Annotated in this window: 32 protein-coding genes and 1 pseudogene; 6 read left to right on the plus strand and 27 right to left on the minus strand. The window is 38.7% G+C overall.

Annotation, left to right across the window (positions count from 1 at the left end; all coding sequences use genetic code 11):
- Positions 1-2: 2 nt before the first annotated feature.
- From OA91_RS23210 to OA91_RS23240, 8 genes are all read right to left on the minus strand, one after another.
- Complete coding sequence (locus OA91_RS23210) at positions 3-620, minus strand: RraA family protein (RefSeq protein ID WP_063336937.1); 618 nt, start codon at positions 618-620, stop codon at positions 3-5.
- A gap of 262 nt (positions 621-882) precedes the next feature.
- Complete coding sequence (locus tag OA91_RS23215; protein WP_063336936.1) at positions 883-1,278, minus strand: hypothetical protein; 396 nt, start codon at positions 1,276-1,278, stop codon at positions 883-885.
- 47 nt (positions 1,279-1,325) lie between these two features.
- Complete coding sequence (locus OA91_RS23220; protein ID WP_063336935.1) at positions 1,326-2,249, minus strand: hypothetical protein; 924 nt, start codon at positions 2,247-2,249, stop codon at positions 1,326-1,328.
- Between the two features lie 103 nt (positions 2,250-2,352).
- Complete coding sequence (locus OA91_RS24480) at positions 2,353-2,610, minus strand: hypothetical protein (RefSeq protein WP_082828097.1); 258 nt, start codon at positions 2,608-2,610, stop codon at positions 2,353-2,355.
- Positions 2,607-2,924: a hypothetical protein gene (locus OA91_RS24485; protein WP_082828098.1), complete on the minus strand. Its 318-nt coding sequence runs from the start codon at positions 2,922-2,924 to the stop codon at positions 2,607-2,609. Before OA91_RS24485 ends, OA91_RS24480 begins: the two co-directional genes overlap by 4 nt.
- Before the next feature lie 341 nt (positions 2,925-3,265).
- Complete coding sequence (locus OA91_RS23230) at positions 3,266-4,024, minus strand: transporter substrate-binding domain-containing protein (protein WP_063336934.1); 759 nt, start codon at positions 4,022-4,024, stop codon at positions 3,266-3,268.
- Between the two features lie 135 nt (positions 4,025-4,159).
- Complete coding sequence (locus OA91_RS23235) at positions 4,160-5,278, minus strand: aminotransferase (protein WP_063336933.1); 1,119 nt, start codon at positions 5,276-5,278, stop codon at positions 4,160-4,162.
- Between the two features lie 63 nt (positions 5,279-5,341).
- Positions 5,342-6,328, minus strand: a complete 987-nt coding sequence (locus OA91_RS23240; RefSeq protein ID WP_063336932.1) for an ornithine cyclodeaminase family protein — start codon at positions 6,326-6,328, stop codon at positions 5,342-5,344.
- Positions 6,329-6,640: 312 nt separating this feature from the next.
- On the opposite strand from OA91_RS23240, the gene OA91_RS23245 reads away from it, so the two are divergent.
- A complete protein-coding gene (locus OA91_RS23245) occupies positions 6,641-7,276 on the plus strand; it encodes a helix-turn-helix transcriptional regulator (protein WP_063336931.1) in 636 nt (211 codons plus the stop codon).
- 75 nt (positions 7,277-7,351) lie between these two features.
- Here OA91_RS23245 and OA91_RS23250 read toward each other — a convergent pair whose 3' ends face one another.
- Positions 7,352-7,681 carry a gamma-glutamylcyclotransferase family protein gene (locus OA91_RS23250; protein ID WP_063336930.1) on the minus strand — a complete coding sequence of 110 codons (330 nt, stop codon included), beginning with the start codon at positions 7,679-7,681 and terminating at the stop codon, positions 7,352-7,354.
- Between the two features lie 615 nt (positions 7,682-8,296).
- Complete coding sequence (locus OA91_RS23255; RefSeq protein ID WP_063336929.1) at positions 8,297-8,671, minus strand: tautomerase family protein; 375 nt, start codon at positions 8,669-8,671, stop codon at positions 8,297-8,299.
- A 153-nt stretch (positions 8,672-8,824) separates the two neighbouring features.
- Between OA91_RS23255 and OA91_RS23260 the strand changes: the two genes are divergently transcribed.
- Positions 8,825-9,499 (plus strand): pirin family protein, encoded by a 675-nt coding sequence (locus OA91_RS23260; RefSeq protein ID WP_063336928.1) that lies wholly within the window; start codon positions 8,825-8,827, stop codon positions 9,497-9,499.
- A gap of 72 nt (positions 9,500-9,571) precedes the next feature.
- Here the strand turns inward: OA91_RS23260 and OA91_RS23265 are convergent, their stop codons facing one another.
- Positions 9,572-10,651 (minus strand): SPASM domain-containing protein, encoded by a 1,080-nt coding sequence (locus OA91_RS23265; protein WP_063336927.1) that lies wholly within the window; start codon positions 10,649-10,651, stop codon positions 9,572-9,574.
- A gap of 324 nt (positions 10,652-10,975) precedes the next feature.
- On the opposite strand from OA91_RS23265, the gene OA91_RS23270 reads away from it, so the two are divergent.
- On the plus strand, positions 10,976-11,776 hold the full coding sequence (locus OA91_RS23270) for a substrate-binding periplasmic protein (RefSeq protein ID WP_063336926.1): 801 nt from the start codon (positions 10,976-10,978) through the stop codon (positions 11,774-11,776).
- Here OA91_RS23270 and OA91_RS23275 read toward each other — a convergent pair.
- The 8 genes and pseudogenes from OA91_RS23275 to OA91_RS23320 form a co-directional block, all read right to left on the minus strand.
- Positions 11,719-12,330, minus strand: coding sequence for a GNAT family N-acetyltransferase (locus OA91_RS23275; protein WP_063336925.1), 612 nt, complete (start codon positions 12,328-12,330; stop codon positions 11,719-11,721). The two genes, OA91_RS23270 and OA91_RS23275, sit on opposite strands and share 58 nt — an antisense overlap.
- A gap of 78 nt (positions 12,331-12,408) precedes the next feature.
- Positions 12,409-13,416 carry a hypothetical protein gene (locus OA91_RS23280; RefSeq protein ID WP_063336924.1) on the minus strand — a complete coding sequence of 336 codons (1,008 nt, stop codon included), beginning with the start codon at positions 13,414-13,416 and terminating at the stop codon, positions 12,409-12,411.
- Positions 13,417-13,440: 24 nt separating this feature from the next.
- Positions 13,441-14,241, minus strand: a pseudogene (locus tag OA91_RS24650) (YHYH protein).
- 276 nt (positions 14,242-14,517) lie between these two features.
- On the minus strand, positions 14,518-15,306 hold the full coding sequence (locus OA91_RS23295) for a GNAT family N-acetyltransferase (RefSeq protein WP_063336921.1): 789 nt from the start codon (positions 15,304-15,306) through the stop codon (positions 14,518-14,520).
- 144 nt (positions 15,307-15,450) lie between these two features.
- Positions 15,451-15,804, minus strand: a complete 354-nt coding sequence (locus OA91_RS23300; protein WP_063336920.1) for a hypothetical protein — start codon at positions 15,802-15,804, stop codon at positions 15,451-15,453.
- Between the two features lie 491 nt (positions 15,805-16,295).
- Positions 16,296-16,550, minus strand: coding sequence for a GNAT family N-acetyltransferase (locus OA91_RS23310; protein WP_063336918.1), 255 nt, complete (start codon positions 16,548-16,550; stop codon positions 16,296-16,298).
- A gap of 158 nt (positions 16,551-16,708) precedes the next feature.
- Positions 16,709-17,965 carry a MalY/PatB family protein gene (locus tag OA91_RS23315; protein WP_063336917.1) on the minus strand — a complete coding sequence of 419 codons (1,257 nt, stop codon included), beginning with the start codon at positions 17,963-17,965 and terminating at the stop codon, positions 16,709-16,711.
- Between the two features lie 139 nt (positions 17,966-18,104).
- Complete coding sequence (locus OA91_RS23320) at positions 18,105-19,019, minus strand: LysR family transcriptional regulator (protein WP_331709785.1); 915 nt, start codon at positions 19,017-19,019, stop codon at positions 18,105-18,107.
- Between the two features lie 198 nt (positions 19,020-19,217).
- Here OA91_RS23320 and OA91_RS23325 point away from each other — a divergent pair, with 198 nt between their 5' ends.
- Together OA91_RS23325 and OA91_RS23330 are read left to right on the plus strand one after the other, a co-directional pair.
- Positions 19,218-19,706 carry a nucleoside deaminase gene (locus OA91_RS23325; protein ID WP_063336915.1) on the plus strand — a complete coding sequence of 163 codons (489 nt, stop codon included), beginning with the start codon at positions 19,218-19,220 and terminating at the stop codon, positions 19,704-19,706.
- A 203-nt stretch (positions 19,707-19,909) separates the two neighbouring features.
- Complete coding sequence (locus OA91_RS23330; protein WP_063336914.1) at positions 19,910-21,088, plus strand: alpha/beta hydrolase; 1,179 nt, start codon at positions 19,910-19,912, stop codon at positions 21,086-21,088.
- A gap of 86 nt (positions 21,089-21,174) precedes the next feature.
- On the opposite strand, the gene OA91_RS23335 is transcribed toward OA91_RS23330, so the two are convergent.
- Positions 21,175-21,582, minus strand: coding sequence for a GFA family protein (locus OA91_RS23335; protein ID WP_063336913.1), 408 nt, complete (start codon positions 21,580-21,582; stop codon positions 21,175-21,177).
- 301 nt (positions 21,583-21,883) lie between these two features.
- Here OA91_RS23335 and rarD point away from each other — a divergent pair, with 301 nt between their 5' ends.
- A complete protein-coding gene (gene rarD, locus OA91_RS23340; protein WP_157197010.1) occupies positions 21,884-22,789 on the plus strand; it encodes an EamA family transporter RarD in 906 nt (301 codons plus the stop codon).
- A 125-nt stretch (positions 22,790-22,914) separates the two neighbouring features.
- Here the strand turns inward: rarD and OA91_RS23345 are convergent, their stop codons facing one another.
- The 7 genes from OA91_RS23345 to OA91_RS23375 all read right to left on the minus strand — a co-directional run bounded on the left by OA91_RS23345 (position 22,915) and on the right by OA91_RS23375 (position 26,610).
- Positions 22,915-23,214: a type II toxin-antitoxin system RelE/ParE family toxin gene (locus OA91_RS23345; RefSeq protein ID WP_063336912.1), complete on the minus strand. Its 300-nt coding sequence runs from the start codon at positions 23,212-23,214 to the stop codon at positions 22,915-22,917.
- Positions 23,202-23,459 (minus strand): type II toxin-antitoxin system Phd/YefM family antitoxin, encoded by a 258-nt coding sequence (locus OA91_RS23350; RefSeq protein ID WP_063336911.1) that lies wholly within the window; start codon positions 23,457-23,459, stop codon positions 23,202-23,204. Before OA91_RS23350 ends, OA91_RS23345 begins: the two co-directional genes overlap by 13 nt.
- 233 nt (positions 23,460-23,692) lie before the next feature.
- Entirely contained in the window at positions 23,693-24,193 is a 501-nt protein-coding gene (locus OA91_RS23355; protein WP_231870449.1) for a VOC family protein, read from the minus strand.
- Between the two features lie 86 nt (positions 24,194-24,279).
- The gene (locus OA91_RS23360) at positions 24,280-25,095 is read right to left on the minus strand and encodes an AraC family transcriptional regulator (protein WP_063336910.1); all 816 of its coding nucleotides are present in this window, start codon (positions 25,093-25,095) and stop codon (positions 24,280-24,282) included.
- 337 nt (positions 25,096-25,432) lie between these two features.
- On the minus strand, positions 25,433-25,756 hold the full coding sequence (locus OA91_RS23365; RefSeq protein WP_063336909.1) for a hypothetical protein: 324 nt from the start codon (positions 25,754-25,756) through the stop codon (positions 25,433-25,435).
- Positions 25,757-25,798: 42 nt separating this feature from the next.
- A complete protein-coding gene (locus OA91_RS23370; protein ID WP_063336908.1) occupies positions 25,799-26,242 on the minus strand; it encodes a hypothetical protein in 444 nt (147 codons plus the stop codon).
- Positions 26,243-26,295: 53 nt separating this feature from the next.
- Positions 26,296-26,610, minus strand: a complete 315-nt coding sequence (locus tag OA91_RS23375; RefSeq protein WP_063336907.1) for a hypothetical protein — start codon at positions 26,608-26,610, stop codon at positions 26,296-26,298.
- Positions 26,611-26,783 lie beyond the last annotated feature (173 nt).

The raw sequence follows: 26,783 nt of genomic DNA on the forward strand, positions 1-26,783 counted from the left end.
CTTTATCCCGCTTGTTTAGCCTGTATTAATGCTTCTTTTATTTTTGCCTCATGGTTTTCACGCCATATAGCTAACCCCATTTGCGCTTCTTTATTTGCTTTTTCAAACGCCTTGTCATAGGCGGCCTTTAAGTTATCCTGCGGTAAGACTGCAATACCCTCAATATCAGCCACTATCATGTCCCCTGTTTTTACCTTAACGCCACCACAAGCAATGGGCTGAGCAGGCTCAAAATAAACAGATTTAGCACCTGGTACTGGGAAAACACCTCTGGCATAAACCGGAAACTGCATCTGGATGATCTCACCCAGATCACGAATAACACCATCAATAATAAAGCCTTTAATGCCACGCTCCTTGGCAACCGCACACACATTACCACCTGCCACAGCAGCAAGATCATCAACCCCATCCACCACGATAATGCTACCCTTCGGCGCTTCATATATCGCTGCATGTAACATCAAATTATCGCCAGAAGCTAACTGCACCGTATAAGCAGGCCCATAAATCGCTGGCATATTTGACCAAAGCGGCTTGATTTTATAATCCATAAAATGCTCACGCCCCAACACACTGCCATAGTCAGTCACAGCTAATTGATTAAAGTTAATTTCCATATATACCCCTTTTGAGTTGGCTGGCTTTTGCTTAATAAATTTAGGGAACAAAGGATAAAAGATATGAGAAGTGAAAGCCAAACTAGGGACTTCATAAGGTAAAATTTCCAGATAAATCTGAGGCTTTATTTGAAACTTGGTACTTTGATAGATCCGTTTTTTTTAACTGCCCTCACATGAGTTCATAACCAAGGCTCATTTCCAACTAGGTTAAGATTGTTCAAGTTATTAACAGTATCAAATTGCTTAGGCTGCTCAAATATTATTTAAATAATTCTGAATTTAAACCATCTAGCCATATTGTCCTTGGCAAATTATTGTCGATTAGGCATATCTTATTTCCTATTTCAGTATCAAACGGAAACACAACACAGCTTTCTTCAATTGATGTTGCCCATTCTGTAATATCGTACATACCTAACATTTGATAGTGTTTATTCAGAATGATGAGTCTAATACTTGCCCGCTTAGCTTGCCCCCAAATTGAAGTATAGTTATAGGCAATATACTTATTTTTAAGCACTCCTAGCTTTTTAACTTCAACCTGTTCGTCAAACCTTAGATATTCTGAGATACCTTGTGCATTCTTAACGTCTTCAAGATCACTAGCACTAGATAGTGAGGAACAAAGCATTAAAGCCAAAAGTAAGAGTTTCATATGAATCCTATAGATTTAGCACGACCCCAACATTAAAAAAACTAACTTTAGTTATTTTTTGGTAATTTTAATAATTGATAGATCTCATATCTTCCAACAATTTCTATCATGTCTTTGGTTACAGGGGTTTGTTTTGCACCTTTACCAAGTAAATAAGTAACAACCTCATAACTACTACCTGTTATGGCATAATCAAGCGCATTCCCTCTATATTCTATTTTACTTGGATTGGCCCCTTGTTGAATCGACTTCTTGATTATCTCAAAATCATTATTTTGAGCAGCCAACCATAATTTTTCTTGAGGTGTTAAACCAGAGTAATCAATTTTATCATTCTGCTCACTTTGGTCATGCTTACTTGCAGTTTTAAGCCCTAGTTCTATCTTCGTATAATCAATCACTTTGTAAGGTGGGATGTGAAGATTGAAAGTATCTAATTCACTGTAACCTGTATTCTTTAACACCCTCCCTGATGCGTCATACTCTGTTCTCTTACATATATCATAAAAAACAGCATGCTTATGCGTTGGTTTAGGTCTTGTATAAATAGCACAACTAGAGAAAGGAGAATGACCCAAAACGATCATGTAGTCTCTCAACAGAGATCTATCTTGCTTCAACTCATATTGTTCTTGCGTATCCGATAACACTTTGTTCCAAACCGAGTCTAAAGTTGATGGACGAAAGTTTACTGCTTTTTTCCAATTTTTATTAAGCGGGTCAACAACATCACCGCCATAATTGTTAAAAAGGTAATTTAGATCCTTAGCTGTTCGCCTATATATAAGAACTACTCTGCCTAATGCATTTACCTCTAGTATCTCACCCGGTTTAATATCCTTTAAATCTATAGAGACGGTTTGATTGATCTTTTTTAGCTCTTTCTCAAAATAAGACTCTGGAAAATTATCAGCGTTAGCAAGAGATGAGGTTAAGAATAAAAATATGAAAATCTTTTGGACGAGCTTCAATGATGACTCCATTACATTTATATAGTGCAGTTTGTTAGGTGCTTTCAGCTAAGTGAAGCGATTAGTTTTCTGCATAACATAATAAGCAGGGTTACCGCCCTCTTTACTGAGCGCACTTTACACTAGCAGATAAAACCTCTTTCCAAGCAGAATCTGAGTCAAAGTGTTCAATCAGACCGCTTGTCTTACCTTGATCCGTAAATGCTCTAATACCATGTTGAACCATATAATTCGGATAATAGACTGGCGCCCCTAAATTAATAAGGCTCCTGCAAACCTCATTATTATCAGAGATGATTCTATTAAGCTCTGCTTGCAGCTTTTCCATCACATCTTGTTGTTGAGATGAAAACACGTTCATACGAAAACAAGAATTGCTTGGTGCGCAGTGTTATCGGAAACACGCTTAGCATCAAAAAGGCCATAAGACATACCTGCAAAATATAACTCCGCAGCATTCTTGTAATCATGATTGACCAAGCAAGTATTTATACCTGTAAATATATCAACTGGATTCTGTTGATTAGTAAGTTCATTTACCTTAATACATCCAGCTGGATTTGGGGATTCTAGATTCCCCTTAGATTCATAATTGGTAACGTTAGCTTGTGCCGAAATGTTGCAAACAGTCAACAAGATTGAAACGGCTATACTAGATATTATTTTTACCTTCATATTTTAAAATTCCCTTTTAAGTCTTACTTACAAGTGCACAAACTCTGTATTTAATTAAAAAGGTAAGTACTTTTCACCTGTTAATGTCTTTCTAGCTAAACCTACCTGCACGATATTTCATTTCCTGCTTTGCTTGTCATGGAAGGCTATTTTTACATTCTTCTTATAACTAATTGATTCTAATTATTTAAAAATTTAACACAACGACGACGCGTACTTATTTTTAACTCATTCCCAAATAAAAAAATCCCAGCCTAGGCTGGGATAAAATCATTAAACTTAAAAAACCTTACTCTTTAAACTGACAGCACCAAGTTATGGCTTCAGCTTAAAGCTTCAACCTAGTAAATTGAAAATGGAAAGTACTTGGCGTTGATCTTGGCGTAAGTGCCATCTTCAACAATTTGCTCGATAGCCTTGTTGAAACCTTCTCTCAGTTCATCATTACCTTTACGAACAACGATGGCGATCTTGTCATCTTTAGCAAAGGCTTCACCTTTAAACTCAAAGTCTTGCCCACCTTCTGATTTTAACCAGTCATAGGTCGGTAACTCATCAGACAAAGCACCATCTAAACGCCCTGCTTGTAAGTCTAAATAAACATTATCGTTATTGCCGTAAAGCTTGATATCAACCACATCAGACAAATAATCTTCTAAGTATTTAGCGGCGATGGTCGACCTTTGTGCACCAATGGTTTTGCCTTTAAGGGCACTTCTTGCGGTATCAAAGTCTTTGTTTTTTGCCGCCATAAAACGCAGACCACCAGAATAGATAGGATAAGTGAAGTCTACTTGCTTCATACGCTCTTCAGTTATTGAGATACTGGCTGAGATAGCATCGTATTTTTTCACTTTTAAGCCAGGAATCAGACCATCAAAGTCTAATGTGACTATGTCACACTCTTTGTTCATTTTGATACATAGGGCTTTGGCGATATCCACATCAAATCCTTGTGGCTCACCATTCGCATCAATAAAATTAAAAGGTGCCCATGCCCCTTCTGTTGCTATGGTAATTTTATCTGCCGCCTGTGCCACGCTGCCAAGAGAGGCGATAGAAACTGACAAAGCAAGCATGAGTGTTTTAGTTATTTTCATGGTTTTATCCTATCGTTTTGGTTGATTTTGACCGAGCGAAACCCGCCCCACAGCAGGTTAGGCTCAGTATCTTTTATTAGTAGTTATTAATTAAAATAAATAGTTGTGAGAAATAGCCGTGATTTATGACTTTAGTTAGATGCCTTTCAAAAAGTCACTAACCAGCTTTAAGCCCACTTTCATCACATCAGGATTATTAGCAAAACCAATACGGACATAACCTTCCATATCCATAGCACTGCCAGGGGTAAACATAACGCCTTTGGCTTTTAGTAGGGAGACACAAAAATCTCTAGAGTTCATGTCGGTATCAAACTTGAGCAAGGTAGTCGTACCAGACTTTGGCTTGATGTAACTCACCTTATCTTCCTCTTGAACCCAAGCATCTAGAAGGGCTAGGTTCTCGCGTGTCATTTGCTTACTTCTGTTAAGAATGGCGTCGCGATTCTCAAGCGCCATGCAAGCAAGATAGTCGTTAATCATGCCAACACTGATGGTGTTGTAATCACGGTGAATTGCCACCTGATGTATCACTTCTTCTGGTGCTACTATCCAACCCAAGCGTAATCCAGCGAGAGAGAAAGCCTTTGACATACTGCTAGTGCTGATGCCTTTTTCATAAAGATCGGCTATAGACGCGGTTGTGCCCTCGCCTTCTTGGTCTATCCCGCGGTATACCTCGTCACACAAAACATAAGCGCCGCAAGTACGGGCGATTTCAACGATTTTCGTTAGAAAGTCCGCATCCATTAAGGAACCAGTTGGGTTGTTGGGGTTATTCAGTACGATTAACTTGGTGTTCTCATTCACCAAGCTCTTTAGTTCTTCTAGGTCTGGTAAAAACGCATTGTCTTCACGCAGTTTTAGAATTTGAACATCCGCCCCATAGCTTTCAGGAATAGAATAATGCTGCTGGTAAGTGGGTAATACAGAGATGATTCTGTCACCTGGGCTAACGAGTGTTTCGTGTATCAATGCATTCGCACCAATCGCACCATGAGTCACTATGGTGTTTTGACGTGACTGCTTAGCATATAAAGACGCAATGTGATCCCTAAGTCGATCAGAACCTTCGATAGCGCCATAAGTAAGTTTCATGGCTAACATATCATCGGCAAAACTGTCTTTTTTGCCTGCCATGGTCACTAGTTGGTCTAATGTTAGGGACTCAACACAGGTTTCTGCTAGGTTATAGTCACAGTTATTTTCGTACTCATTCATCCATATTTCGACGCCAAACTCTCTGATTTTCATCTACTGTCCTCTTTACCTAAGGTAATACGTGTTTGTTATTGTGATTTTTAGGTTAAAAATTAATTAAACTTGGCTGCTTTCTAATTGGGTCCAGATACCATACGCCATAGCGATGTCTTCGAGCCCTAGGCCAATCGACCTAAAGAAAACAGGCTTTTGATAGCTAGGCTTTTCAATATCTTGGTTAACCAAGTCAGCAAGATCCCCCTTTACCTCTGCACTTGTCCAATTAGCTTGCTCACTCGCTAGTTTCATTTCACCGGCACTGGCTGGTGTGGTGGCTTTATAATCACAATAGACATCCATCTGGCTTAATGCACTTGGCGCAATCTCATGAGCATTAGCCACATTGGTACTAATAGAAGTGATCAGCACATCTTGTTTTGTCAGGTCTTGCATCTCAATTACAGGGGTTCCTGATGAGGTGCAAAGCATAATCACATCAGCACCTTGTATGCACGCGCTACTCGTTGAACTTATCTGGACTCTTTTGTCTATCGTCATTAGTTTGTCTTGAAGAGAAGCATCCTCCCCTAAACTTGGTGAGTAAACCGAAATGCTCTGCCACTCTCTTAAATTTAAGACATGTTTTAAATGGGCTTGGGCAACACTGCCGCAGCCAATAATGGCTAGATGTTTTGATTCTGCTTTTGCAAGTTGATCAACAGCCAAAGCGGTGGTACCAGCAGTACGTTCTAAGGTCAGTAAGCCTGAGTCACAACATAACAAAGGCTTGCCAGTGCGTGATGACATAAGCGTTGTCCAAGCGGTAATGATTGGCTTATCTGAGGTGACAAGATATGGCGACAACTTGGCTCCAAATACATCCGCACCTGCAACAGCCCCTTGATAGGTGATGAAATCCCCTTTATCTTCCGGCAAAAGTGTTAAAGATTGCGCGGGTTGTACTGCCTTATCTTGTGCAAGCGCTAAAAATAAATCACGCAAACATGCCGCAACATCAAGCCTATTTAAATAAGGTTTTAGTTCTGTTTCCGTTAAAAAAACCGGGGCAACATCATGATTAAACGCAGAAAGACTTGCTGACATAAAAGACCTCTTAACCCATATGTAAAAAGCTATTTGATATACAATAAAGTCCACTGTAGACTTTTAGGTATTCTTCGTCAATCCTGTTTTTCTAACTATCTCAAGATTGATTAGCGTTAACGGGTTTGAGTTTTGGAAAATCTGCATACTTTCTTGAACAAGAGAATCTTAAAAATTGATTAATAAGCGCTACAGGAAGTACCTGGTTAAACAATGAAGAAGACAAGCAATAACAATTGCTTAAGATGAGAAGGCTTTACACTAGAAAGCGACAGTCGGTATGATTGTGAGGTAATTTAAAAAAGAGTTTTTATGATTAAAAATCAAGACAGTGACAACATTCTAATTCAACGATACGGCAACCTTGCAGATGGCATAGTGCTTCTTTTTTCTGGTTATGTAGAAGTCGTTATCCATGATTTACGTACACAAACTGTGGTTTATATCGCCAATAATATTTCCAAACGAAATCTTGGAGATGACGCAGCGTTAGACGAAGTCGAGTTTGATGAAAGCGAGAATGTCATTGGGCCTTATGAAAAGCTCAATTGGGATGGCGTAAATATCCGTTCCACCAGCATAGTTTTAAGAGATGATGATAATCAGCAAATCGGCATGCTATGTATCAATATGAATATTGCCAGCTTTGAAGCAGCGAAAACCTTATTGGATACTTTTTTGTCTGGCGCTCAATTAGTACCCCAACCAGATAAGCTTTTTCACGATGATTGGCAAGAGAGAATCAATTCCTTTATTCATCACTGGTTGAACGAGAATAGATTAAATATGAATAGTCTAAGCCATAAACATAAACGAGCCTTAGTAGAAGCCCTGTATGATGAAGGTGCATTCGAGGGGAAAAGCACGCAAAACTATGTTGCCAGTGTGCTCAATATGGGGCGTGCGACTGTGTTTAAATACTTAAGAGAAATTAAGCAGGGTAAATAAAGTAAAAATTTACCTCCACTCCCCTGACACACTTGATCAGGGGTGAAATAAGACTAAGAGCGTTAGCCAAGAAGGCTAAACTAAGAAAACATCCGTATCAGCCCAAACATAGACCCAAGCTCTTTGGCCAGATATCACGTCTTCTTTAACACGGATACAGTCATCAACAACCGAATAATCATCCGCCTTACACAACTCTGAAGGAGAAACTTCAAACAACATGCCTTCAACAACATCTGTTTCATCACCTGTATAGGTCAAACTTGCCTGCTGTAACCTAGCTTCGGTAGAGTTTGTTAGCAAATAGCCAACGAGCTTATCTTTTGTTCCGATTAACTCTCTACCAAAGGTGGCAACTTGTACTGAATCCTTTTGTAACGTGCCATATGAAAATATTTTTTCCATGACTCACCTAATTTATTTTGGATTATATGAAAACATTTTAACATAAAGATACATAACAAATTAGGCAGCCGAGTCCAAATTCACAGAAAATACACTTTTTTACTCACATAAAATCTTAATGGAATAAAAAAAATCAGTTTTCTTTAAGGTTTGTCAGGCCGGTGCCTATAAAGTCAAAGTTAAGTATCAATTTGCCATATTTTCGCTTTCTTTTATGACAGTCACTATGTGATTTGGTTGCTTTTAGTTTAAAAAAATTACTTTTCAATTCTTCTTCTAAGCAAAAGTTTAATAAAGTTTTGTATCGCAAGCTTTTCTGCCGTACTTAAAACTGAATGGGATTTTGCATTAAAGTTCATTTCTTTTTTAGATTTTTAGAAACTCAAAACAGAAAACCTGACAACTCAATGCGATTAATCATAAAAGCATCCAAAAAATAAAAAATATGACATATATTGAAACGAAAAAGATCAATTAGCTTGCTTCAAAGCTGAATTAATAGAATAAAAAAGCCACGCTAAATAAATGATTTAGGGTGGCTTTTTGTGAAGTAGTAACATCAAACAAACAGTTTTATTAAGTATTGCCTAACAACTCTATTATTGAGCTTGATGATTAAATAAGGTCACAGGCAGCTTGCCCGCCTCTTATGCCCCAATTTTCATACTGTACTTCACGTAGCAGTATTTCGACATGATTTTTGGGAATGCCAAGCACGTCTAAATTAGTCACTATGTTTTGATAAAGTTCCCGCTTCATTTCAATACTGCGGCCAACAAAGGTATCTATGCTGATATGCGTATGTAGCTCACCTTGGTCTAAATCAGGGTCAGGCTGATATCTATGAGGTTCGTGTACAATTAAACGTATGGTGCTATCAGAAGGCGAGATATTAAAAGCTGATTCCATAGCCTGATAAACCACTTTTATAATCTCACTTTCTAAAGCTTGACCATGATTTTTTCTCACCTCAATCACCACGCTTGGCATAGTTTATCCCTCTCTTAGCGGCGCTATCTTCTTTCAGCATATTAGTTATCAATAAAGCAACAATATGTTCTAAGTAACGATATATATCCAGCAATTAACAACAACTATAGTTTGCTTATCGATTTAAACATTTAACCGTATGGGAAGATCAATATGCAAACTCTAAAGTACGATGATTTACCTCAAGGTGACTTTGCAGGCTTATTAGAGCGCCAATTTGTTACCGATCAAAAAGTATTTGGGGCACGTAAGCACCCTGCCGCGTTCAATGGTTTGGAGAACTTTGTTTACCTTGCTGATGCTAACTTTCAACCTAATGGCACAACAGGCATGCATGGCCATAAAGAAATAGACGTTATTTCTGTTATGGTCGATGGCAACATTAGTCACGCGGGTTCACTAGAACATGGTCAGAGTTTAAGTGCAGGCATGTCGCAGGTACAAAGAGCGGGAGCCGAAGGTTTTCGTCATGATGAGATAAACCCTGACACTACTCCTAACCATATGATTCAACTCTGGGTTCTACCTGATGAAGCAGGTGAACCAGCAGGCTATCAAGTGTTTGAACCTGTGATAGGTAAAAGAGTGCAAATATATGGTGGCGATAAATCACAAAAAGAGCGCTTTTATAGCCGAACTGCTATCGATGTTGCCAACCTTGAAGCGGGTCAAAGCTTGGAGCAAACGGGAAATGCCATGGTATTTCTTAGTAAAGGAGGCGGCGTAATCAATGGCCAAACCATTCAAGCAAGAACACTTGTTCGTGATGCTAGTATTCACTTTGTCGCTAATGCAGATTCGCAGGTAATCATCATTTACCCAGCCTAAGCTGGGTAAATGAATAAGGCTTTTAACTGAACAACCTGAAAATGAAGTTAAGCTTAATAAACCAGTGGCACACTAAACCTCTAAGAAACGAGAAGCCAGATAAGCTTCTCTTTCTATCAGCTGAGTCTCTGCTTGCTCCTCTTCAATCTGCACTTTGCCAAACTTATTAGAAAGCGCACCCACAAGGCGATCTGAGCTTTTTTGGTAAAAGTCGCACACCTGACATTTTTCTAACTGAGCGTAATCACCAATGGCAGTTTTGTTTCGCATATTGGCGTAACTATCACTCATTAAAATATCACTGATTGGCGTATCTAAAAGGGAACCGTGCATCCAGGTGTCTGCTCCTTCTTCCATATGATGTACATTGCAACACATCTTCAAATTACCCTTATAATCTATGGATAAAGTGCGTCTTGGTAAGGAACAAATTCCTTGTCTGCTTACTTGTTTATCTGAGGCGATAATCCCCCCTCGATTACTCAATTTTTGAGTTGATAAGAAAAGTACCCGCACTAGTACTTCTTCCCCTTGGTACTCAGTGTAATGGGAGAACTCAAGACGATTCTTAATTCTATTCTGATAGCGCTTAAAAGCACATCTCTCTATACCTAAACGATCAAACACCTTTGATTTATCTGGGTTTGCATCATAAATAGAAATGCGAATATGCCGAATCCCTACCCCGTAGAACTGCTCAAGAGAATAAAAGCCTTTTTTCTGGCTATGTATCATATCTCCATTGGTAAATAAGGTAAGTTTCGCCTTAGGAAAAGCCCTTCCAGCAAGGCGATATTTGTCCAGTATGCTTCTATCTTTTAAAGGCTCATTGTATTCATGTAGGCTCAAAGAAAAGGCTTTATGCTTAAAGATGGAAAGATTAGACAGTATGCGAGAAAAGTGGCTATCAGTCACACTACTTGCCGTTAGCTTATCCGCAATGTCACTCGTTCCTACAGGGCAAGAAACACACTTACGGTTACAGACATTGGTTGTGCCAATCTCTATACAATCGACATCGTTAAGAACACTTTCTACTTGAGAGTGGTAAGAAATGGGATTCAGCTTGATTTGCCTTTCTTTGAGTTTCAAAGGCTTTGAAGGTGTTTGTGGTTTTAGTGTTTTTACTGGAGTATCTGCAAGCGGGCTCATAATGACATCCTTGAAAAAATTCAATTAATCTTCCGTTTAAAGACGTATTTATGCCGAGCTTAAAAAGGCGTACTAAGCACAACATAAAACGCTTACACCTAATAACAATTGAGTGCGCCTTCAGTATAGAAGAAGAATATTGAATTGGAGTTCAAGGTCTTTTAAACATAAAAGTGTCTAACTGATAAAGCATAAAAGTGTCTAACTGATAAAGCATAAAAGCTTAGCAATGAAGCTAGTTAAAGCAGTGATCTTTGTAATTTTGGAATAAAAAAACGGCGCTAGTCTACACTTAATCATGAACATACATATGACGAAAAACTCATGATAAAACATCTCTTATTTATTTTTCTTTTAGGTACAACCAGCTTACCCAACTTTGCTTCCACCACATTAAAGCTTGTTTCTTTAGAGTACCCTCCCTATATCGAGGTAGTTGATAATCAAGTCACAGGCATTGCAGTAACTCTCATAGAAGAGGTATTTCAGTCAATAAATCAGCCTATTAGCATAGAGGTTTTACCTTGGGCGAGAGCGATAGCTTATGCTAAAAAAGGAAGAGCAGATGCCATTTTTACGGCGTTTAAGACCAAGGAGAGAGAAGTTTTTTTAGACTACAACCAAGGAGTATTATTTGACCAAAAAATAAGACTTGTTGTTCATAGTGATTATGCCAATTCATTAAGTAAAGTGGCTCAAACATCGCCAGATTATTCATCTTATCGGCTATGTATTGTAAACAAGGTGAGTTATGGCCCTCTCATAGATGAAGCCATTGAGAACCGTGAATTTAAACAGGTTCAGAGAACAATGAGTTCAGGATCTTGCGCCAAAATGCTAGAGGCTAAACGTATTCATATCTGGGTAAGTAATGAATTTGGTGCAAAAAATGATATCGCAAAATTAGGCTTTAACGAGTCACTCAGTCTACTCTCTCCTCCCATTCAAGTAACACCAAGTTATATTGCCTTTTCAAAAAAGAAAGACCACACACTATTAATTAAAGAGTTTGATAGAGTTTTAAAACAACTTAAAGACAATGGCCGCTATCAAGAGATTGTCGATAGTTATTTTTTGAAAGTCCGTACTAAAGCAAACTCAACAGCTGATTTGATACAAAACTGATTTAATAAGCATACCTCGGCATCTGCCCGGAGCGAGTTTGTCGCAAAAGCTGCATAAACTTCTCGAGGGCCACGCGTCTGTGTCTCGATCGTTTTGAAATGAGACATGCCTATCTTTTTTAGCACTGATACAGAGGCTAAATTTTTAGGTGCAACAAAGGCTAACATTCGGTCATGGCTAAGCGTGTCTAATCCATATGAGATTTGCGCCTTGCCTATCTCAGTTGCATAGCCTTTACCCCAAGAATCTTTAGCAAATACAAACCCTATTTCGTAATCCTCTTCGCCAAAGACAGAACTTGCAATCAATCCACCAAAGCCAATAGTAACGCCCGTACTTTTTTCGATTATGACCCCTGCTTTTTTACCCGATGCTTCTAAATCAAAATTTTTTAAGAAGAAAGCCATGGCTTCTTCACGAGAAAGTACCTTAGCTTCAAAAGCATGTTGCATTACATCTGGGTCAGAAAAAGCCATTTGAAAGAGAAGTTCAAAATCTGACTCCGTGACAGATCTTAAAAAAAGACGCTCTGTGGTAAGAATATTCGTTGTCATAAATACCTATTTAACCAGTGAAAGTTCATTATTCTATTCAATTAGTTAACTATATAGGCATTCATATACCATTGATACTTAGTTTTCTATAGATGCGAACACTCGCACATAGTAGTCAGAGATGAGGCTAATACCCGCTTTTTCTTGAGGAAAACTGAGATACAAAAAAGCCAATGCATCAGCAAGAGTCACCTGATGCAAATTATGACATTGCTTAAAAACCAGATGCTTAAGGCTTAGTTCAAAGACTTCTTGGCTTTCGCTACTTTGGCTCATAGCAAAGAGCCCCTTATCTAATTCATCTTCTGGGTCATCTAACGGGTTAGTTGCTTGCTGATAAAGGTTTTTGGTCAATCCCACCAGCTGAGGTTCATTAAACTCAGCTTTAGATCGCATGATCCAAGCCAGTGTGATCAGGTTATGGCCAAAAAAGCTAGGCTGTTCTAAACACGCATTTATCAAGACTTTAAAAGCAATGGGCCTTTCAGCTTCCAGCTCAATTTCTTGTTTTACTGAACCTATTTTTTGGCGTTTACCAGCGAAACTTGATGTTACAAATTCCGTAAACCTATCCAAAAAGGGTTCGATCTGAGTAGCATCAAGTTGTGGGTAAAGTCGGTTAAATGCAAGTAAAATGGTCACATTGTGAGACAAGTATTCATTATGGCTTGCGGCCACTGATAGGTAATGAGCAAAGATAACGGCAAAACCTTTACTCTGATACCATTGTGACATCGCCTGATAAGCGGCTGGATAAATACCTAGATCCAGTACTTTAAAAATACGAAATTCTGAGAATTCAGGCGCACTCACTAGAGAAGCAAACTGACCTTTTACTTGTATTTCACTTTCTGCAATTAAGTCTGATGTCCGCTGCCAAATATCTGGTTTTTCAATAGGCTCTTGTTTAAGTCTTTTTTCTCGCCCTTTCTGTGTAATAGTGGATTTTTTTTCCTGAGAAAGAGCGGAAGACGTTCGAAAAAACTCAGCTACATTCTGTGCTGCCAAAAAGGCTTTTAACCCATGTGGCTGATGAATACTGGCACAGGCATTAAGCTCTTTATTTAATAACTCAAGTTCTGTCATCTAATCATCCGTGATAAATTGTTTTTAACCTTGTCGCTGAAATCTCGGTTTATGCCCTACTCGATTACCACGCTCTGATTTTCGGACAAAATCGTCACTTGCTTCCCCCCATAAACAACGAGGAATAAAGGGATAGCTATTTGTTAGAAAGTAAACCGACTTACCTTCAAGTTGCCCCATATTACACTCATCTAAGCCAAGTGCTGTGTTAAATTCATAATTTTCATTATAAGTACCATCAAAATCCCCACTTGGTATTTTAGTTGGACGCTGGCCTTGCTTTAACTCATAGCCAGATTGCACATTATCACCCACATAATGAATTTCGAATCCATCAGCGGCATAACCAATCTAACTAGATTGATGCTCTTGCTGCGCCTTAACTAAAGCCGTTGGTAAATTATGGTAATGATATGAGCCAAGCTTCCCAACATGAGCATTATTAGCATCTAGCCCTCTTTGTTTCGGCGCCCCCGCTAAATCAAAGCTCCAATTCTTATCACCATTACGGCCATGGCCACGAGGGCTATTCGGGTCGAAAAAGCCAGATGTATTAGGTTTAAACTGAATCCCATTAAGCGCAACGCCCATAGCTCCCTTGAGTTTTTTAGGCCATTTGCCTTTTACCGGGTGCGTTGTTATGCAAAGTATCAGCGTTAGTGCTTTTACTTGAGTACCATTTCTAAAAGGGCCTGCTGGATGGTCTGGCAAACTGTTGGTTGTAACGCAACGCTGGTCTGCAAAAGTTTCGATTGTTACCTGATTATCAGCCATTGAAGCTTGGCTGTAAGCTAGCAAAATAAAAACAGAAAGCTTTTTGAGCATAATAGATCCTTTATTATTAAAGCAATTTAAATCAATTAGTTATATTAATGAAACCCAACATTGAGCGCACTATATAAGCGTAGAGTGCCAGTTTATCTAACGATTAGACTCATATGGATTTAAGCTAATTAAGCTCACTTTTAAAAAAGAAATTTCATCAATGTCAGATTATAAAGAATTGATGATTCATCACGTCATTCAGAAGAATAATTTACCTTATGAAAGCACTATGAAGCGTCTAAAATGACACTCTTGAATTGATTCTATGAATAAAGCCTAAGCTTGATGGGAATAAGCATAGCTAATAGAGCGAGCGATACACTCAAACCCATGTTTAGCGACAATTGGCTGGCTCATTTTAGAGGCATGAATACTCAAATACTTAAGCCCTTGGGCTTTAGCATCCTGAATACGTTTAGAGAGTAAAGCTGAGTAGAAACCTCTACCTCGATACTTTGCCAAAGTATTACCAGCCCAAATACTGCCAAAAGGGCTGTCAGGATGGCATATTAACCAGGCAGATGAAACGGGCTGATTATCCTGATAAATCACATAAATACGTATTTGTTCTGGCGACTCTTGCTTAAGTCGCAACAAATGGGACTCTTGAGCAATACAGTCGCCACCCCAAACCTTCTTTTGAACTGAAATAGCATCTTTAATGCCTTTTTTATCATAAACCTCAATACAAATATCTTCAGGCTTTTCCATATGCTCACTCGTATCATTGAGCGTTACATCATCAAGGTTCAACACCATCAAAGCGGTACTCTCTTCCGCTACAAAACCTTGTCGAATAAGGTTTTCACCCAATGAACTAGGTGCGTCCGTACTGAGAGTGTGCCATTTAAAGGGTACATTAAGTTGCTGATAAAACTTGATTTCAGCTTTTATTCTTTCCTCTAATGCTTCGACCTGAATATCAGAGTAAGAGATGCAGCTTCCTAAATCATAAGCTGAAACAAACTTCACTAGATCAGGAGTCTCCAACTTTTGACAACCCGCTAAGGTAAGCTCAATTCTTTCATACTGGTTATACGCCTTTAGAAGCTTGTTAGTACTCAATGAGGTTTCCTTGAAAATGATCCAATTACTGAGAACAAGCACGTCTTATAAGTGCTTTTTTACAACTGTTTGTTAGATAAAAGCATTTTATACAAGAAGCATGAAAGAAGCTCAAACAAAGCATCAGTATTGGAGAGAAAGCCTTTAGTTTGGACAGACTTCCTTTCTTAAAGCCATATACTCTTTGTGCTTCTCGATATCTTTCGAGCATTGTAAAGCACCTTGCTGAAAGCCATGCTTATAGCATCCGCTTAGTAAGGCGACTGCGCCACAATACTTCTTTCTAGAAGATTCAAGCAAACAAGCCCACACTTCTGTTTTTTCATCTTTGGTTAAACTAATGGACTCTGCTGTTGAGAGTTCATTCTCTCTCATTCCCGTCTCACGAAAAGAGAGATCGAAGAAGCGTCCATATTCAATAGAACCATCTATTGAAGAAACACCACAGCTACCTACATCCGTATTGATTAGCAATGTGATTGCAAATATCAAATTCATTTTATGCCTAATTCGTTTTTACGATAACTATTTCGCGGTTTTAACGTCAACTTAAATTCAGCGCCATCACGGTCGCTGTGTCAGGACAAAGTGACGAAAACTGATCGGTATTTTGAATAGCCAAAGGCACTTCGTTTCTTATTACTGGCGAGAAACCCAAAACTTTAAAGTAGTTTTCTGCGCTATTAGTAAGTAGATATAAGCTGGAAACACCTTGCTGATGTGCACTAGCTTGAAGATGTAGAACAATAGCTCTAGCTAGGGAACCTGCGATTAAGTCACCTCTTCTCAGTCTTTTCAGAAAAAGTATCACACAAGGCGTTACTTTGACGTAATGTAGGTACCTTTCGAGAAGTGACAACACAGGATGATACTTTTTTCTGAAAGACCCGAAGGGCGTGGTCTAAAAGCCCTATATCTATGTTGAGGACCTTATCAATAGAATAACTATTAAGTTACGCTCCTCGCCATATATCTAGCGGCTTTTATCCTCACGCTGAGGCGGGAGGACTTATTCGCAGGTTCCCTAGATCCTTTCCCCTATATTCTTGCTGTACCACTATCGAGCGAATTAATGCCACACGCCCATAAATCTCAGTACCACCCACTGCAATAATCTTGTTATCTTCCCGACAAACAATGAAGTTTGAAAGATGTTTTTGACAATCTTCATAGGGTAAATCAGACTCTTGCAGTAACCTTTCAATCTCATTTAAGTCTTTAATTTCTGCTTTGCTAAATACCATTTTTTCATCCTTATAATCTGCTTTATTAGCGTCACTCTTTCACCAGATAATAGACGTTAACAGGCATTCTGTAAGGAAGTAGCAAGATAAAAACGGCAACTTAAAAGCAACCTCTTTAGTAACGAGAACCTTTAAGTTGCCAATAAATAATTCACTAGTTAACAACAGCCAGAAATATTATCTTCTTTCGCTTCTTTTTTAGCCGGCTCAAATGTACCCATTGCGGCGACAGCAGATTTAAGAAGTTCAAACGATTTAACTATGTTAAAGCGAGAGGTTGCTATGTTCATACGCATATACTGCGGGCTCTTAGCACCAAACCAAATCCCTGGGGTTAAACCCATTTTGGCTTGTTTGAAGACTAAAGATTTCAGTGTTTCTTCATCTAGACCAAGCCCTGAGAAATCAAACCAAACTTGATAAGTGCCCTCAGGTTTAAAGACCCGTATTTGGGGAATATTGTCCGCTATAAAGTCTTGTATCCAAACCTGCGTTTCTTCTAGATAAGCCAACATTTCATCTAACCAAGCAGCACCCTTTTCATAAGCTGCTATCGTAGCAAAACTTGTAAAGGCATTACCGTGATCGAGATACATACCACTGACTTCATGCTTAATTGTGCTAAGGAGTGATTGGTTATTCGTATATACATACCCATTTGAAATACTGTGCATGCCAAAAGTTTTAGCGGGTGAGCCAATCAGGGTAATAATATTCTCATAATCAAAGCTGGCTAAACTGATGAATTTGCTATCAAAAAATATAATGTCTGAATGTATTTCATCACTGATAATCAAAACCTGATGCCTTGCCGCAATTGCTACTAGCAGCTCAAGTTCAGCCTGAGACCAGACTCGCCCTGTTGGATTATGAGGATTGCAAAAGATTATGGCTTTAACATTTTCAGCTTGGATTTGGCGCTCGAACTGCTCAAAGTCAATTTGGTAGCCGTTACCATCTACATCACTCAGTTCATTTACATCATCAATAATAAGCTCGCTTTTAACCAGCCTACGATCTGCTTTATTAATTAAATTAGCAAACTGATGGTAGGCAGGTGTATGGATTAAGACAGCATCACCCGCTTGAGTGAACTGTCGGAGCAAGAGCGCGATACCAGAAAGTACAACTGGTACTTGTACAAAGTTTTTCTCTGATAATTCAATATGATGACGTGTTGAATACCAATGACTAATAGCACTAAAGATCCCCTCTTCGTTAAACTCATAGGCAAATACACCACGCTTAACTAATCGGTCAAGCTCTTGAGTGATGGGTTGAGCTACCTGAAAATCTATATCAGCAACCCAATAAGGGAAAATATCCGTCGTACCATAAAAGTTATTAAGCATCTCAGGCTTAGTTTTGATAAAAGTATTGTCGCCACGACTTAAAGTATTATCGAACTGACTCATAGGGTCTCCGTTTATTGTTAAAGGTTGAATACCTAATAAGACGGAGCCGAAGAAAAAAAGACGACGTTAATGGTTATTTAGATGAAATTAATGCTCAATGGCGTTAATAACACTATGTAAATTTGCCCTCTGTAAAAGCTCAATCCCCTTGAATGATCTTATCAAGCTGTACCAGTATCGCCCTCATCTGTTGGTTCATTGGCGTATTTGTTGAGAGACACAAACAGAGCTTTTCGCTTAAGCGTTTTTCTTTTAATGGATGAAAGCATAATTCGTTATTAGCAAGCTCTTTTGCCACATCAAACTGAGTTAAAAAAGTCACCCCACGACCTGCTATCACCCACTGTTTTAATACATTTACCGAGTTACTGGTGGCACACAAAGTATGGGCCTTTTTCTGTCGCATGATTTCGGCGTAAATTCTGGGTTGAAAAGACAACTCATCATCGGCTAAACAAAGCGGCCATTGTAAGCATTCAGCCAAAGGAACCGGGGTATTTGAAACTAGATTTGACTCTGCAAGATTTAAACTTGGTGGATAAATAAGGCCAATTGGGCAATCAACATGGCTAAAAAGACGAACTTGGCGATTATCTTGTACATTAAACGCAATAATGACATCTAACTCACCCGACTCCAATTGTGCTAATAAGGCATGAGTGTTTCCGACTTTAATATCCAATCTATATTGTCCAAAAATGTGGTCCAACCCTTGCTCAATTTCTTGAGGTAAGGTTTGGCTTAAACATTCCATAATTCCGAGTTTTAACACCACTAGACTTTCTTTATTAATGCGCTGCATTTCAAGTCGTAAGTGTTTATCTTGCTTGCGCCAAAATTCAGCCTTGTTCAGCAACTCGCGACCAGACTCAGTCACCTCGATACCCCGAGGTAAACGAATAATTAATTTAGAGCCATAGTCTTCCTCTAAAATACGCATTTGTCGGCTTAAAGCAGACGCAGAAATATTCAACTTATTGGCAGCTTTTCGCACAGACCCTTCGTTCGCTATTTCGATAAATGAAATCAGCTCTTTTGAAAATGCTGTAATAATTAACTCCTTACCAAAGCTGAAGCGTGCTAATTTTTAGAACGCATTTTACCAATCATTATAGTTCTTAATAAGCTTTTCATAAAATAGAATGTCGCCTTCTCTCAGACCATTCCTCCTTAAGAAACGAGGCTCCCAGAAGAGAAAGAAAAGAATGGCTAAATAGAAGCTAAACAGGCACACATTGAAAAAGGTAAAAATATGAATCAAGCAGAGCAAGATAACCATTGGCTTAAGCAAACACTAAACCTATCTCAAGCTTCAGTCGATGCAGGCAACCACCCTTTTGGCGCCTTATTGGTAATAGATAATAAACAAGTATTAAAGGCTGAGAACACAGTTAATACTTGTCACGATGCGACTCGCCATGCTGAGATGAACCTTGTTAGCCAAGCGTGTCAAAACTTAAGCGAGAGCCAGCGTAAAGAGGCTGTACTCTATACCTCAACAGAGCCCTGTGCCATGTGTGCTGGTGCCATTTATTGGTCTGGCATCAAGCAAGTCGTCTATGCTTGTAGCGGTAGTGAATTAAACGACATTGCTGGTAAAAGCTTAATTTGCCATAGCGAAGACGTGTTTACAGGCGCGGTAAATCCACCAAGAGTCAGATCTACTCAATCACAATTACTCATTGAGCAAGCTTGTGAACAACATAAAAAATATTGGATTGAAGACTGGTCATGTCTTTAGGTTAAACACTCCAAAGACTAAGCGCTCAAAAGACTAACGACTTAAAGACACGTTATAAAGATATCAAGACTGTTACACATTTGCTTAATAGTTACACCAAATGCTGGCTTGTCAGACTTGATCGCCAGCCCGTTATTTGAGGATAATGAGTTCATCTTAAAACTTGGTTTCTTAAGCTAAAACCTTAAATTGAAGTACAGATTATGAGTAGAACAAACACCTTAACCTTCGGTGCTATCGCACTTGCCTCAACCGCTTTAATTGCCTGTTCTACTCAACCTCAAGACCCTGCATTTCAAGCGGCTAAAACGCTACCTAAGTATGATCAAACAAGTTTTTCTGACTATGTAGCAGATACTAAGCAGTGGTTAGAAACAAACCGGGTGTTTATGACTCAGGATAAAGAGTCTGAATTACTCGACGTTTTACCCAGAGAATACAAACCACAGCACCCTAATGGCCAAGGTGTACTGCTTGTGCACGGCTTGGGAGATACGCCCTACTCTTTTATTAACGTTGCCGAGCATTTAGCGAAGAAAGGCTACCTCGTACGTACTGTTTTGCTCTCTGGTCACGCCAGTAAAGTTGGGGACTTACAGCTTCCTTCGCTGGAAGATTGGCAAGGTATTGTTGATCATCACGCAAGGCTATTAAAAACGAATGTTGATTCTATCTGGGTAGGTGGCTACTCCACGGGGGCAAACCTAGTGACCGATCTTGCCATCCAAGATGAGTCGATTAATGGCGTACTGCTTTTTTCTCCTGCATTCCAACCAAACTCGTCTTCGGTAAAATATGCAGGGCTTGCTAGCTACTTTGTTACCTGGGCCGATCAAGACCCAGAAGATAACCCACTTAGGTATAATTCACTGCCCATGAGCGCAGCCGCTGTCTATTACGAAACTTCTGTCGAAGTGAGAGACCAGCTAGAAGACACCAAATATGAGAAGCCCGTTTTCATGTTAATGAGTGAAGGCGATAGAGTCATAGATACTCAATTTGCTATCGATGTTTTCACACAACAATTTAATAATCCGAATAGCCGCTTAATCTGGCAAGGAGAACAAGCATTAGCAGAGCCAAGGTCCACCACTTTATCGATGAGATTACCTGAACAGCGTATTTCAAACGGTTCGCACATGGGCTTACTTTTTGCCCCTAACAACCCAAATTATGGCGTTCAAGGACAAAGCCGTATTTGCAGCAATGGTCAGACAGAAGAGCAAGAAGCTGCATGTATGAACGGGGATGATGTGTGGTTTTCAGCATGGGGGCACAGAGAAGATAACAAAAACCATGCCCGCCTAACCTACAACCCCTACTTCACAGAGTCCATGGCCTTGTTAGATCAAGTGATGGGAAGTGAAAGCACTACAAAGTAAATACTAGCCTGAGTTTGCTGACTTTGAAAGCGAGTCAGCATCCGCTAATTAGCTAGAAAGCACCAGCCATATTTGTAATGATTTTATCAGAGCCTATCAGCAGGATGATTCACCCCATCATAGGTTGGGATATCATCGATCATCAATGGGTTTATGCCTTCCAAGCAAGCGACATTAAAACCATATTGAGCTGGGTTTGATCGTCTCTGATGATGAGTATAAATACCGCAGTTAGCACAGAAATAATGCTTAGCTGTCTTGGTATTAAACTGATACAAGGTTAGAAGTTCTTGCCCTTTAATGATATGAATACCAGATAAAGGAATTGATGCCGCAACAGCTCCTCGCTTTCGACACAAAGAACAATCACAACGCCTTATATCAAAAAGGCCATCGGGCAAATCAAGTTCAAACTCGACAGAGCCACAATGACACGAGCCTTTATGCCTTTCTTGAATAGCAACACCACCAACACTTTTTAGATTAATAGTCACACTTAACTCCTTGTATGGTTATGCAGATTAAATACTAGCTGTAGGAGAGAATCTGATAAACACTTCAATCCAAATGGCATTTCCATTTTCTATATTAGTATCAAACCACTGCTCAATTCTGCTACTTAATTTAATAGCAACAACCTAACTGGTTCACAGACACTCTAGCTGAACAAAATACACTTTAGTTTTTATCGTGTTATTCACGATCTTTACCTAACATGCGCTAATGTCATGATATCATCCACGCCCGAACTCTCATTATCTAATCAGTTTAATTTGATAACTTATGACTTTCTCCATGTTTAAGAATAAAACCGTACATTTTTCAGCACGTAAGAAAGGCGTATTGGCATCGATAATCGCGTCTTGTTTATTTGCCATGCTGCCCCTTTATGTACAGTTTCAACCGAGCCTAACAGGAACCGCTTCTGAAGCGGGCCATTGGTTAACGGGTCAAAGAGTTTTGTGGAGCTCTGTCATTATGTTATTGGGATTAGCCCTGGTTGGGCGAATCTCTAAATTATGGGAACAATTAAAGCAGTGGCGGTTGTGGCCGAGCTTTTTTCTTTCTGCCTGTTTGATTGCACCACAGTTTTGGATTTTTGTCTGGGCGCCATTACAAGGTGAAATACTTTCTGTGGCGTTAGGTTATTTTGCACTCCCTCTGACCTTGGTTGCCGTTGGCTATTTTGTGTATGGTGAACAATTAACCCGAGCACAATGGCTTGCATGCATGATTGCAGCTTCTGGTGTAATTTATGCCTATGTGATTGCTGATGGTATCTCGTGGATTGTATTAGTCATTGCATTAGGCTATCCATTGTACTTTATGAATCGCCGACGTTTCTCAATCGCCAGCGACATAGTATTTACCTTAGACAATCTCTTTATATTGCCAATCGCACTGCTTGCCATGGTCTATTTACACCCTTTCAATGAATGGCCACACATTGAGCTTTGGTCTTGGGCTTATTTCCTAGGGTTAGGGCTAATAGGCACTTTACCCATGCTTTTATTTTTATTCGCCTCACAAAAACTCCCGCTCAGCCTGTTCGGATTACTGACTTATATAGAACCCACATTGGTTTTTTGTCTTGGCCTAATACTGGGTGAACGTATCGAGCTAATCCAATGGCCAATCTATGGCGCGATTATGCTTGCCTTGTTATTAATTGCTATCGATAGAGATAAACGAAATCGTTAGTGGGCATGATGAGGGAGCGGCTAGATGAGTGTTATGGGTGGTAATTCGCAGACTGTTATAGATTGCTGCTACATAATAAGAAGGGAAATAAAAATACAGTCTTATGAAAGCTTACTTAGCCGTGTTTAACTTTTTAATAGAAATCTACGTAAATCACGTTCTTGGCGCATAACATGAAGAATATAAACTTTGTCACTATTCACTTTATAGAATATACGACAAGGATTAACATTAACTTCACGGTAATTTAAGTTCGCTAGTTCCAGTGGTTTTTTACCTGATTCTGGATGATTTTCTAATCTAGATATTTTATCAAATATTTTTTGAGTTAACTTCTTCGCAGCAGGGAAATTACTTAAAGCAATGTATTCCGCTATCTCATTTAAGTCATCAAGGGCTGGTGATGTCCATATTACTTCAGCCATTTACTCATTTTCTCTTTTGCTTCTTGATTTGATAAGGTTTCACCATTTTTAATTGCTTGCTCACCTCGTGCAACACCTTCAAGAATTGCCATTCTTTGTTGCATAAACTCATAATCTTCCACATCAACTAAGTAAGCAGATGGTTGACCATGCTCAGTAATTAATACAGGTTCTTTTGATTCATGTAAGTCAGCTAGAATTTTAGTCGCTTGCCGTTTAAGTGTTGTTACAAGTTCAACTTTCATAATAAAGCCTATAAAAATTCAAAATATGTATCACAATAGTATCACATTAGCTCAAGCTCACAAGGATATAGCTCCCTTCCAATAACCCTCTGTAAGAAGCTCAAAAAGTATTTTAATTAAGACATATATGAATCGCATGAGTACGTCCATATATGTCTTATGAAAATTAACAAACCTAACCCTGTCTGATCTAACCAACAGATCTTTTCATTAGCTATTCGCTTTCTCTACACTTAATTTGGTGAGTGCAAGCCCATTTTATTACCCTCTGAATCAAGGAAAATAGCGAAATACCCCATATCATCCGCATGGGCTGTTTTGGGAATGAGAATTTTACCGCTATTCTTTTCAACTCTATCAAGAATGGTTTGAAGGTTTTCGCCACCATTGAGATATATTGTCACACCATCTGTCGAAGGTCGTAAACCTTCTTCCTTCAAGATGACACCAGTAACCGCTTGCTCTTCATAGGGGAGTATGCCCATTTCCATTCCTGGCATTTCCACTTTCTCAATATTCATGTCTAAAATGGCTTGATAGAATTCAATTGCTCGTGAAATATCTGTTGCTGGAATTTCGAAAATTGAAATATAAGTATTCATATCTGCTTCACTTTTATTAATGTTTGTTCCGCTCTTTTGCCTTTCCATTTCAGCATCATCTGCACTAAAAGCAGAATAGCTAAATATACACATTGCTAAGGTCAGGCTAAGTCTAGTGATTACATTTCTCATATGGCCTCGCAGCGACTAATTAAAATGTATAAACAAAACTAAACTTATGGAGGGAAACAGAATTGTAAAAATGCGACAGATTTAAATTACTTATAAAAAGCGGAAGAGAGAGCCATATTTTCATTTCCTAAAAAGTCTTTTGGCGCGACACCAGTGAAGGCCTTAAAGTCTTTGATAAAATGCGCTTGGTCGTAGTAGTCATGTTGATATGCAATATGAGTAAGACTCTCCCCTTCTTCGTTAAGCAGCATCTTTAAAGCACTTTGTAAGCGAATCAATTTGCCTAATTGCTTCGGGCTCGCGCCAATTTGCTTTACGAACATTCTTTCAAGCTGTCTTCTTTTAGATAAATCTTCTTTAAGAATTTCACTAATGGAAGTGCCTCCCTTGGTTGCCAAAAGTGTTTCTACCGTTGTTTTAACGATACTGTTAACTCTCACCTGATCACTGAGTTTCTTCAGAAAAAATGATTCAATTATCTCGATCCGCTGTTTTGTACCAGTAGCTTGAATGATGTCTTGCTCAAGTTGATCTGCGATATCTTCTTCAAATAAGGTATTTATTGGCGTCTCTTTATCTGCCAATGTCCTGATAGGCGCAGTCACAAAGTTAGCAAAACCATAAGGGTAAAAACGAATGGCAAAGGTATTAACGTAACCAGTGGGTTCAATATAAAAAGGGTCAATCGTTTGGCCCAGAACCATAGCGCGAGGCTGAATAATGAAATCATCTTCTGATGTATAGCGTTTTATATCATCACCAAGTATAAAAGCCATTTCAATTGTGCCATCAGGAATGATTCGCTGTCGTTGCGTCTCTTCCGTTTTAGGGACTTCCAAAGTCCAATAACAACTGATGAGCGATGCTAAATCCGGGTGGGGCTGAAAAGTCTGATAATCCATAGTCTGGTTGTTTTTCCTAAGTGATACATTTCAGGTTTAAATTTAAAACTAATATATAAGATTTTATTGCTGGTAACATTTCCCCATCAAATTGGAATGGGTGTCTGTTTTAATTTCTTGGTCGAGATAAGGTTCTTGAAACCAAGTGGGAGATAAAGGCAGTTAAGTGCTGATCTCATCAAGGTCAGAAAACCAACAAAAAGCGTTTTCATAACAAGCCGAATATATGTCTAGTACGGCCCTTCATCGAGTTTGTGGTATTGGCAAAGGTCAAAAGCAGTTAATAAGAAAATGACACAAACACTTAATATTCAGAATTAAAAAGTGGTTTGGGTAACTATTGCCTTGACTGCACGGGAGCGTCCATATATATATCAATAGAACTTTTTGATTTCTTTATTTTGTTACTAGCTTTTTTACATTTAACCTTTATCAACGTTAGTAAATTTTCCCACTCACCAACGGTATAGTTTGATACTTTTAAATCACCTAAGGCCTTAGTGTGACACCAATCACTCAATGCCTCTAGTGAAATTATTTTTAAAGACAAACTACCATCTATATAAGTGTTGTTTAACTTTGTTAATTCATCATACGCAATTGGTTGATTTGAAACTTTTAATTCTTCTAATAGTTTCTCAATGAGCTTTTCCAATGACATATTTTGTAATTCTCCTTGAGGCAGTCCGACTACCTTAACCTGTTAGGCTACATTTTCAATTGCCTGCCCAAAGATAGCAACAGTATCTTTCTTCCCATAAGCCGATAAGGCTTGATTGACGATTACCCAGCTAACATCAAGTTTATGTGCGATATGATATTGATAGAGGTTATAAATAGAGTAATAAGCCATTTCCATATCATCAGTAAATGCTAAATCATTATCTTGTAGTGCTGCGGCTGGCTCTTGATTGCGCTCCGCAACATTTAAGGTATCTATTCCGTTTTTAACAGCCTCAATTGCATCTTTAGGTAGAGAGTAATCAATAGTCTGAATTGTGCCTGCTACAGATTCTTGATATTCACAAATTCCATTTTCACTGACGTAATCTAACCACAACCTGTATACCTTTATGCACAGTTCAACTTGGACAAGCTTTTGATCATCAAGAGTTAAATCAAAGTATTTTTTCGCTACTGGGTGCATAAGAATCCTAACGCCTAGCTAAGAATTTAAATCGAGACAGCCATTTTAAAATATTAACAAATTTCAATACTTGTAAATTGGAAGCAGATATTGTCTTTATCAAAATCAGCAATTTTATTTAACTCATCAAACGGATCTAGTGAAAGATAAGTTTGTTCACCAATATTCATCATTTTAACATGAGAAATATGCTTACTACCAAAGTCTTCATATATATTGAACTCAGTTAAACCATCTAACTTAAAATTTTGTTCGAGACCATTTTGATCAATCACTGTTATCATTGCTGAATGTAATAAACCATCCCAAGCATATTTAATTGAGATTTCAGTAATGATTTTGTCTCTGAAATTCGATGGATTAACCATATTTTCCCGTATAGCTAACGATTAACAAATTAGAGTGGGTGATGGTATGGACGCTCCAAAGTAGCACCGGCGTCATAATGCGCCAAACTGTATGTGCTAACAACAGTTAATACTAAGGAGCGTCCACATGAATAAGATTAATACGATTGCCATTGATTTAGCAAAGAATGTTT

The sequence above is a fragment of the Marinomonas sp. SBI8L genome (assembly GCF_001624705.1).
Classification (GTDB): domain Bacteria; phylum Pseudomonadota; class Gammaproteobacteria; order Pseudomonadales; family Marinomonadaceae; genus Marinomonas.

Coding starts and splice junctions, on each gene's coding strand:
- OA91_RS23360 (WP_063336910.1), bottom strand. CDS start 25,095: ATGGATTATCAGACTTTTCAGCCCCACCCGGATTTAGCATCGCTCATC.
- OA91_RS23365 (WP_063336909.1), bottom strand. CDS start 25,756: ATGTCATTGGAAAAGCTCATTGAGAAACTATTAGAAGAATTAAAAGTT.
- OA91_RS23315 (WP_063336917.1), bottom strand. CDS start 17,965: ATGAGTCAGTTCGATAATACTTTAAGTCGTGGCGACAATACTTTTATC.
- OA91_RS23350 (WP_063336911.1), bottom strand. CDS start 23,459: ATGAAAGTTGAACTTGTAACAACACTTAAACGGCAAGCGACTAAAATT.
- OA91_RS23230 (WP_063336934.1), bottom strand. CDS start 4,024: ATGAAAATAACTAAAACACTCATGCTTGCTTTGTCAGTTTCTATCGCC.
- OA91_RS24485 (WP_082828098.1), bottom strand. CDS start 2,924: ATGAAGGTAAAAATAATATCTAGTATAGCCGTTTCAATCTTGTTGACT.
- OA91_RS23240 (WP_063336932.1), bottom strand. CDS start 6,328: ATGTCAGCAAGTCTTTCTGCGTTTAATCATGATGTTGCCCCGGTTTTT.
- OA91_RS23355 (WP_231870449.1), bottom strand. CDS start 24,193: ATGAGAAATGTAATCACTAGACTTAGCCTGACCTTAGCAATGTGTATA.
- OA91_RS23325 (WP_063336915.1), top strand. CDS start 19,218: ATGAATCAAGCAGAGCAAGATAACCATTGGCTTAAGCAAACACTAAAC.
- OA91_RS23330 (WP_063336914.1), top strand. CDS start 19,910: ATGAGTAGAACAAACACCTTAACCTTCGGTGCTATCGCACTTGCCTCA.
- OA91_RS23270 (WP_063336926.1), top strand. CDS start 10,976: ATGATAAAACATCTCTTATTTATTTTTCTTTTAGGTACAACCAGCTTA.
- OA91_RS23300 (WP_063336920.1), bottom strand. CDS start 15,804: ATGAATTTGATATTTGCAATCACATTGCTAATCAATACGGATGTAGGT.
- OA91_RS23255 (WP_063336929.1), bottom strand. CDS start 8,671: ATGCCAAGCGTGGTGATTGAGGTGAGAAAAAATCATGGTCAAGCTTTA.
- OA91_RS23345 (WP_063336912.1), bottom strand. CDS start 23,214: ATGGCTGAAGTAATATGGACATCACCAGCCCTTGATGACTTAAATGAG.
- OA91_RS23280 (WP_063336924.1), bottom strand. CDS start 13,416: ATGACAGAACTTGAGTTATTAAATAAAGAGCTTAATGCCTGTGCCAGT.
- OA91_RS23375 (WP_063336907.1), bottom strand. CDS start 26,610: ATGGTTAATCCATCGAATTTCAGAGACAAAATCATTACTGAAATCTCA.
- OA91_RS23275 (WP_063336925.1), bottom strand. CDS start 12,330: ATGACAACGAATATTCTTACCACAGAGCGTCTTTTTTTAAGATCTGTC.
- rarD (WP_157197010.1), top strand. CDS start 21,884: ATGTTTAAGAATAAAACCGTACATTTTTCAGCACGTAAGAAAGGCGTA.
- OA91_RS23235 (WP_063336933.1), bottom strand. CDS start 5,278: ATGAAAATCAGAGAGTTTGGCGTCGAAATATGGATGAATGAGTACGAA.
- OA91_RS24480 (WP_082828097.1), bottom strand. CDS start 2,610: ATGAACGTGTTTTCATCTCAACAACAAGATGTGATGGAAAAGCTGCAA.
- OA91_RS23250 (WP_063336930.1), bottom strand. CDS start 7,681: ATGGAAAAAATATTTTCATATGGCACGTTACAAAAGGATTCAGTACAA.
- OA91_RS23245 (WP_063336931.1), top strand. CDS start 6,641: ATGATTAAAAATCAAGACAGTGACAACATTCTAATTCAACGATACGGC.
- OA91_RS23370 (WP_063336908.1), bottom strand. CDS start 26,242: ATGCACCCAGTAGCGAAAAAATACTTTGATTTAACTCTTGATGATCAA.
- OA91_RS23210 (WP_063336937.1), bottom strand. CDS start 620: ATGGAAATTAACTTTAATCAATTAGCTGTGACTGACTATGGCAGTGTG.
- OA91_RS23260 (WP_063336928.1), top strand. CDS start 8,825: ATGCAAACTCTAAAGTACGATGATTTACCTCAAGGTGACTTTGCAGGC.
- OA91_RS23215 (WP_063336936.1), bottom strand. CDS start 1,278: ATGAAACTCTTACTTTTGGCTTTAATGCTTTGTTCCTCACTATCTAGT.
- OA91_RS23265 (WP_063336927.1), bottom strand. CDS start 10,651: ATGAGCCCGCTTGCAGATACTCCAGTAAAAACACTAAAACCACAAACA.
- OA91_RS23310 (WP_063336918.1), bottom strand. CDS start 16,550: ATGGTATTTAGCAAAGCAGAAATTAAAGACTTAAATGAGATTGAAAGG.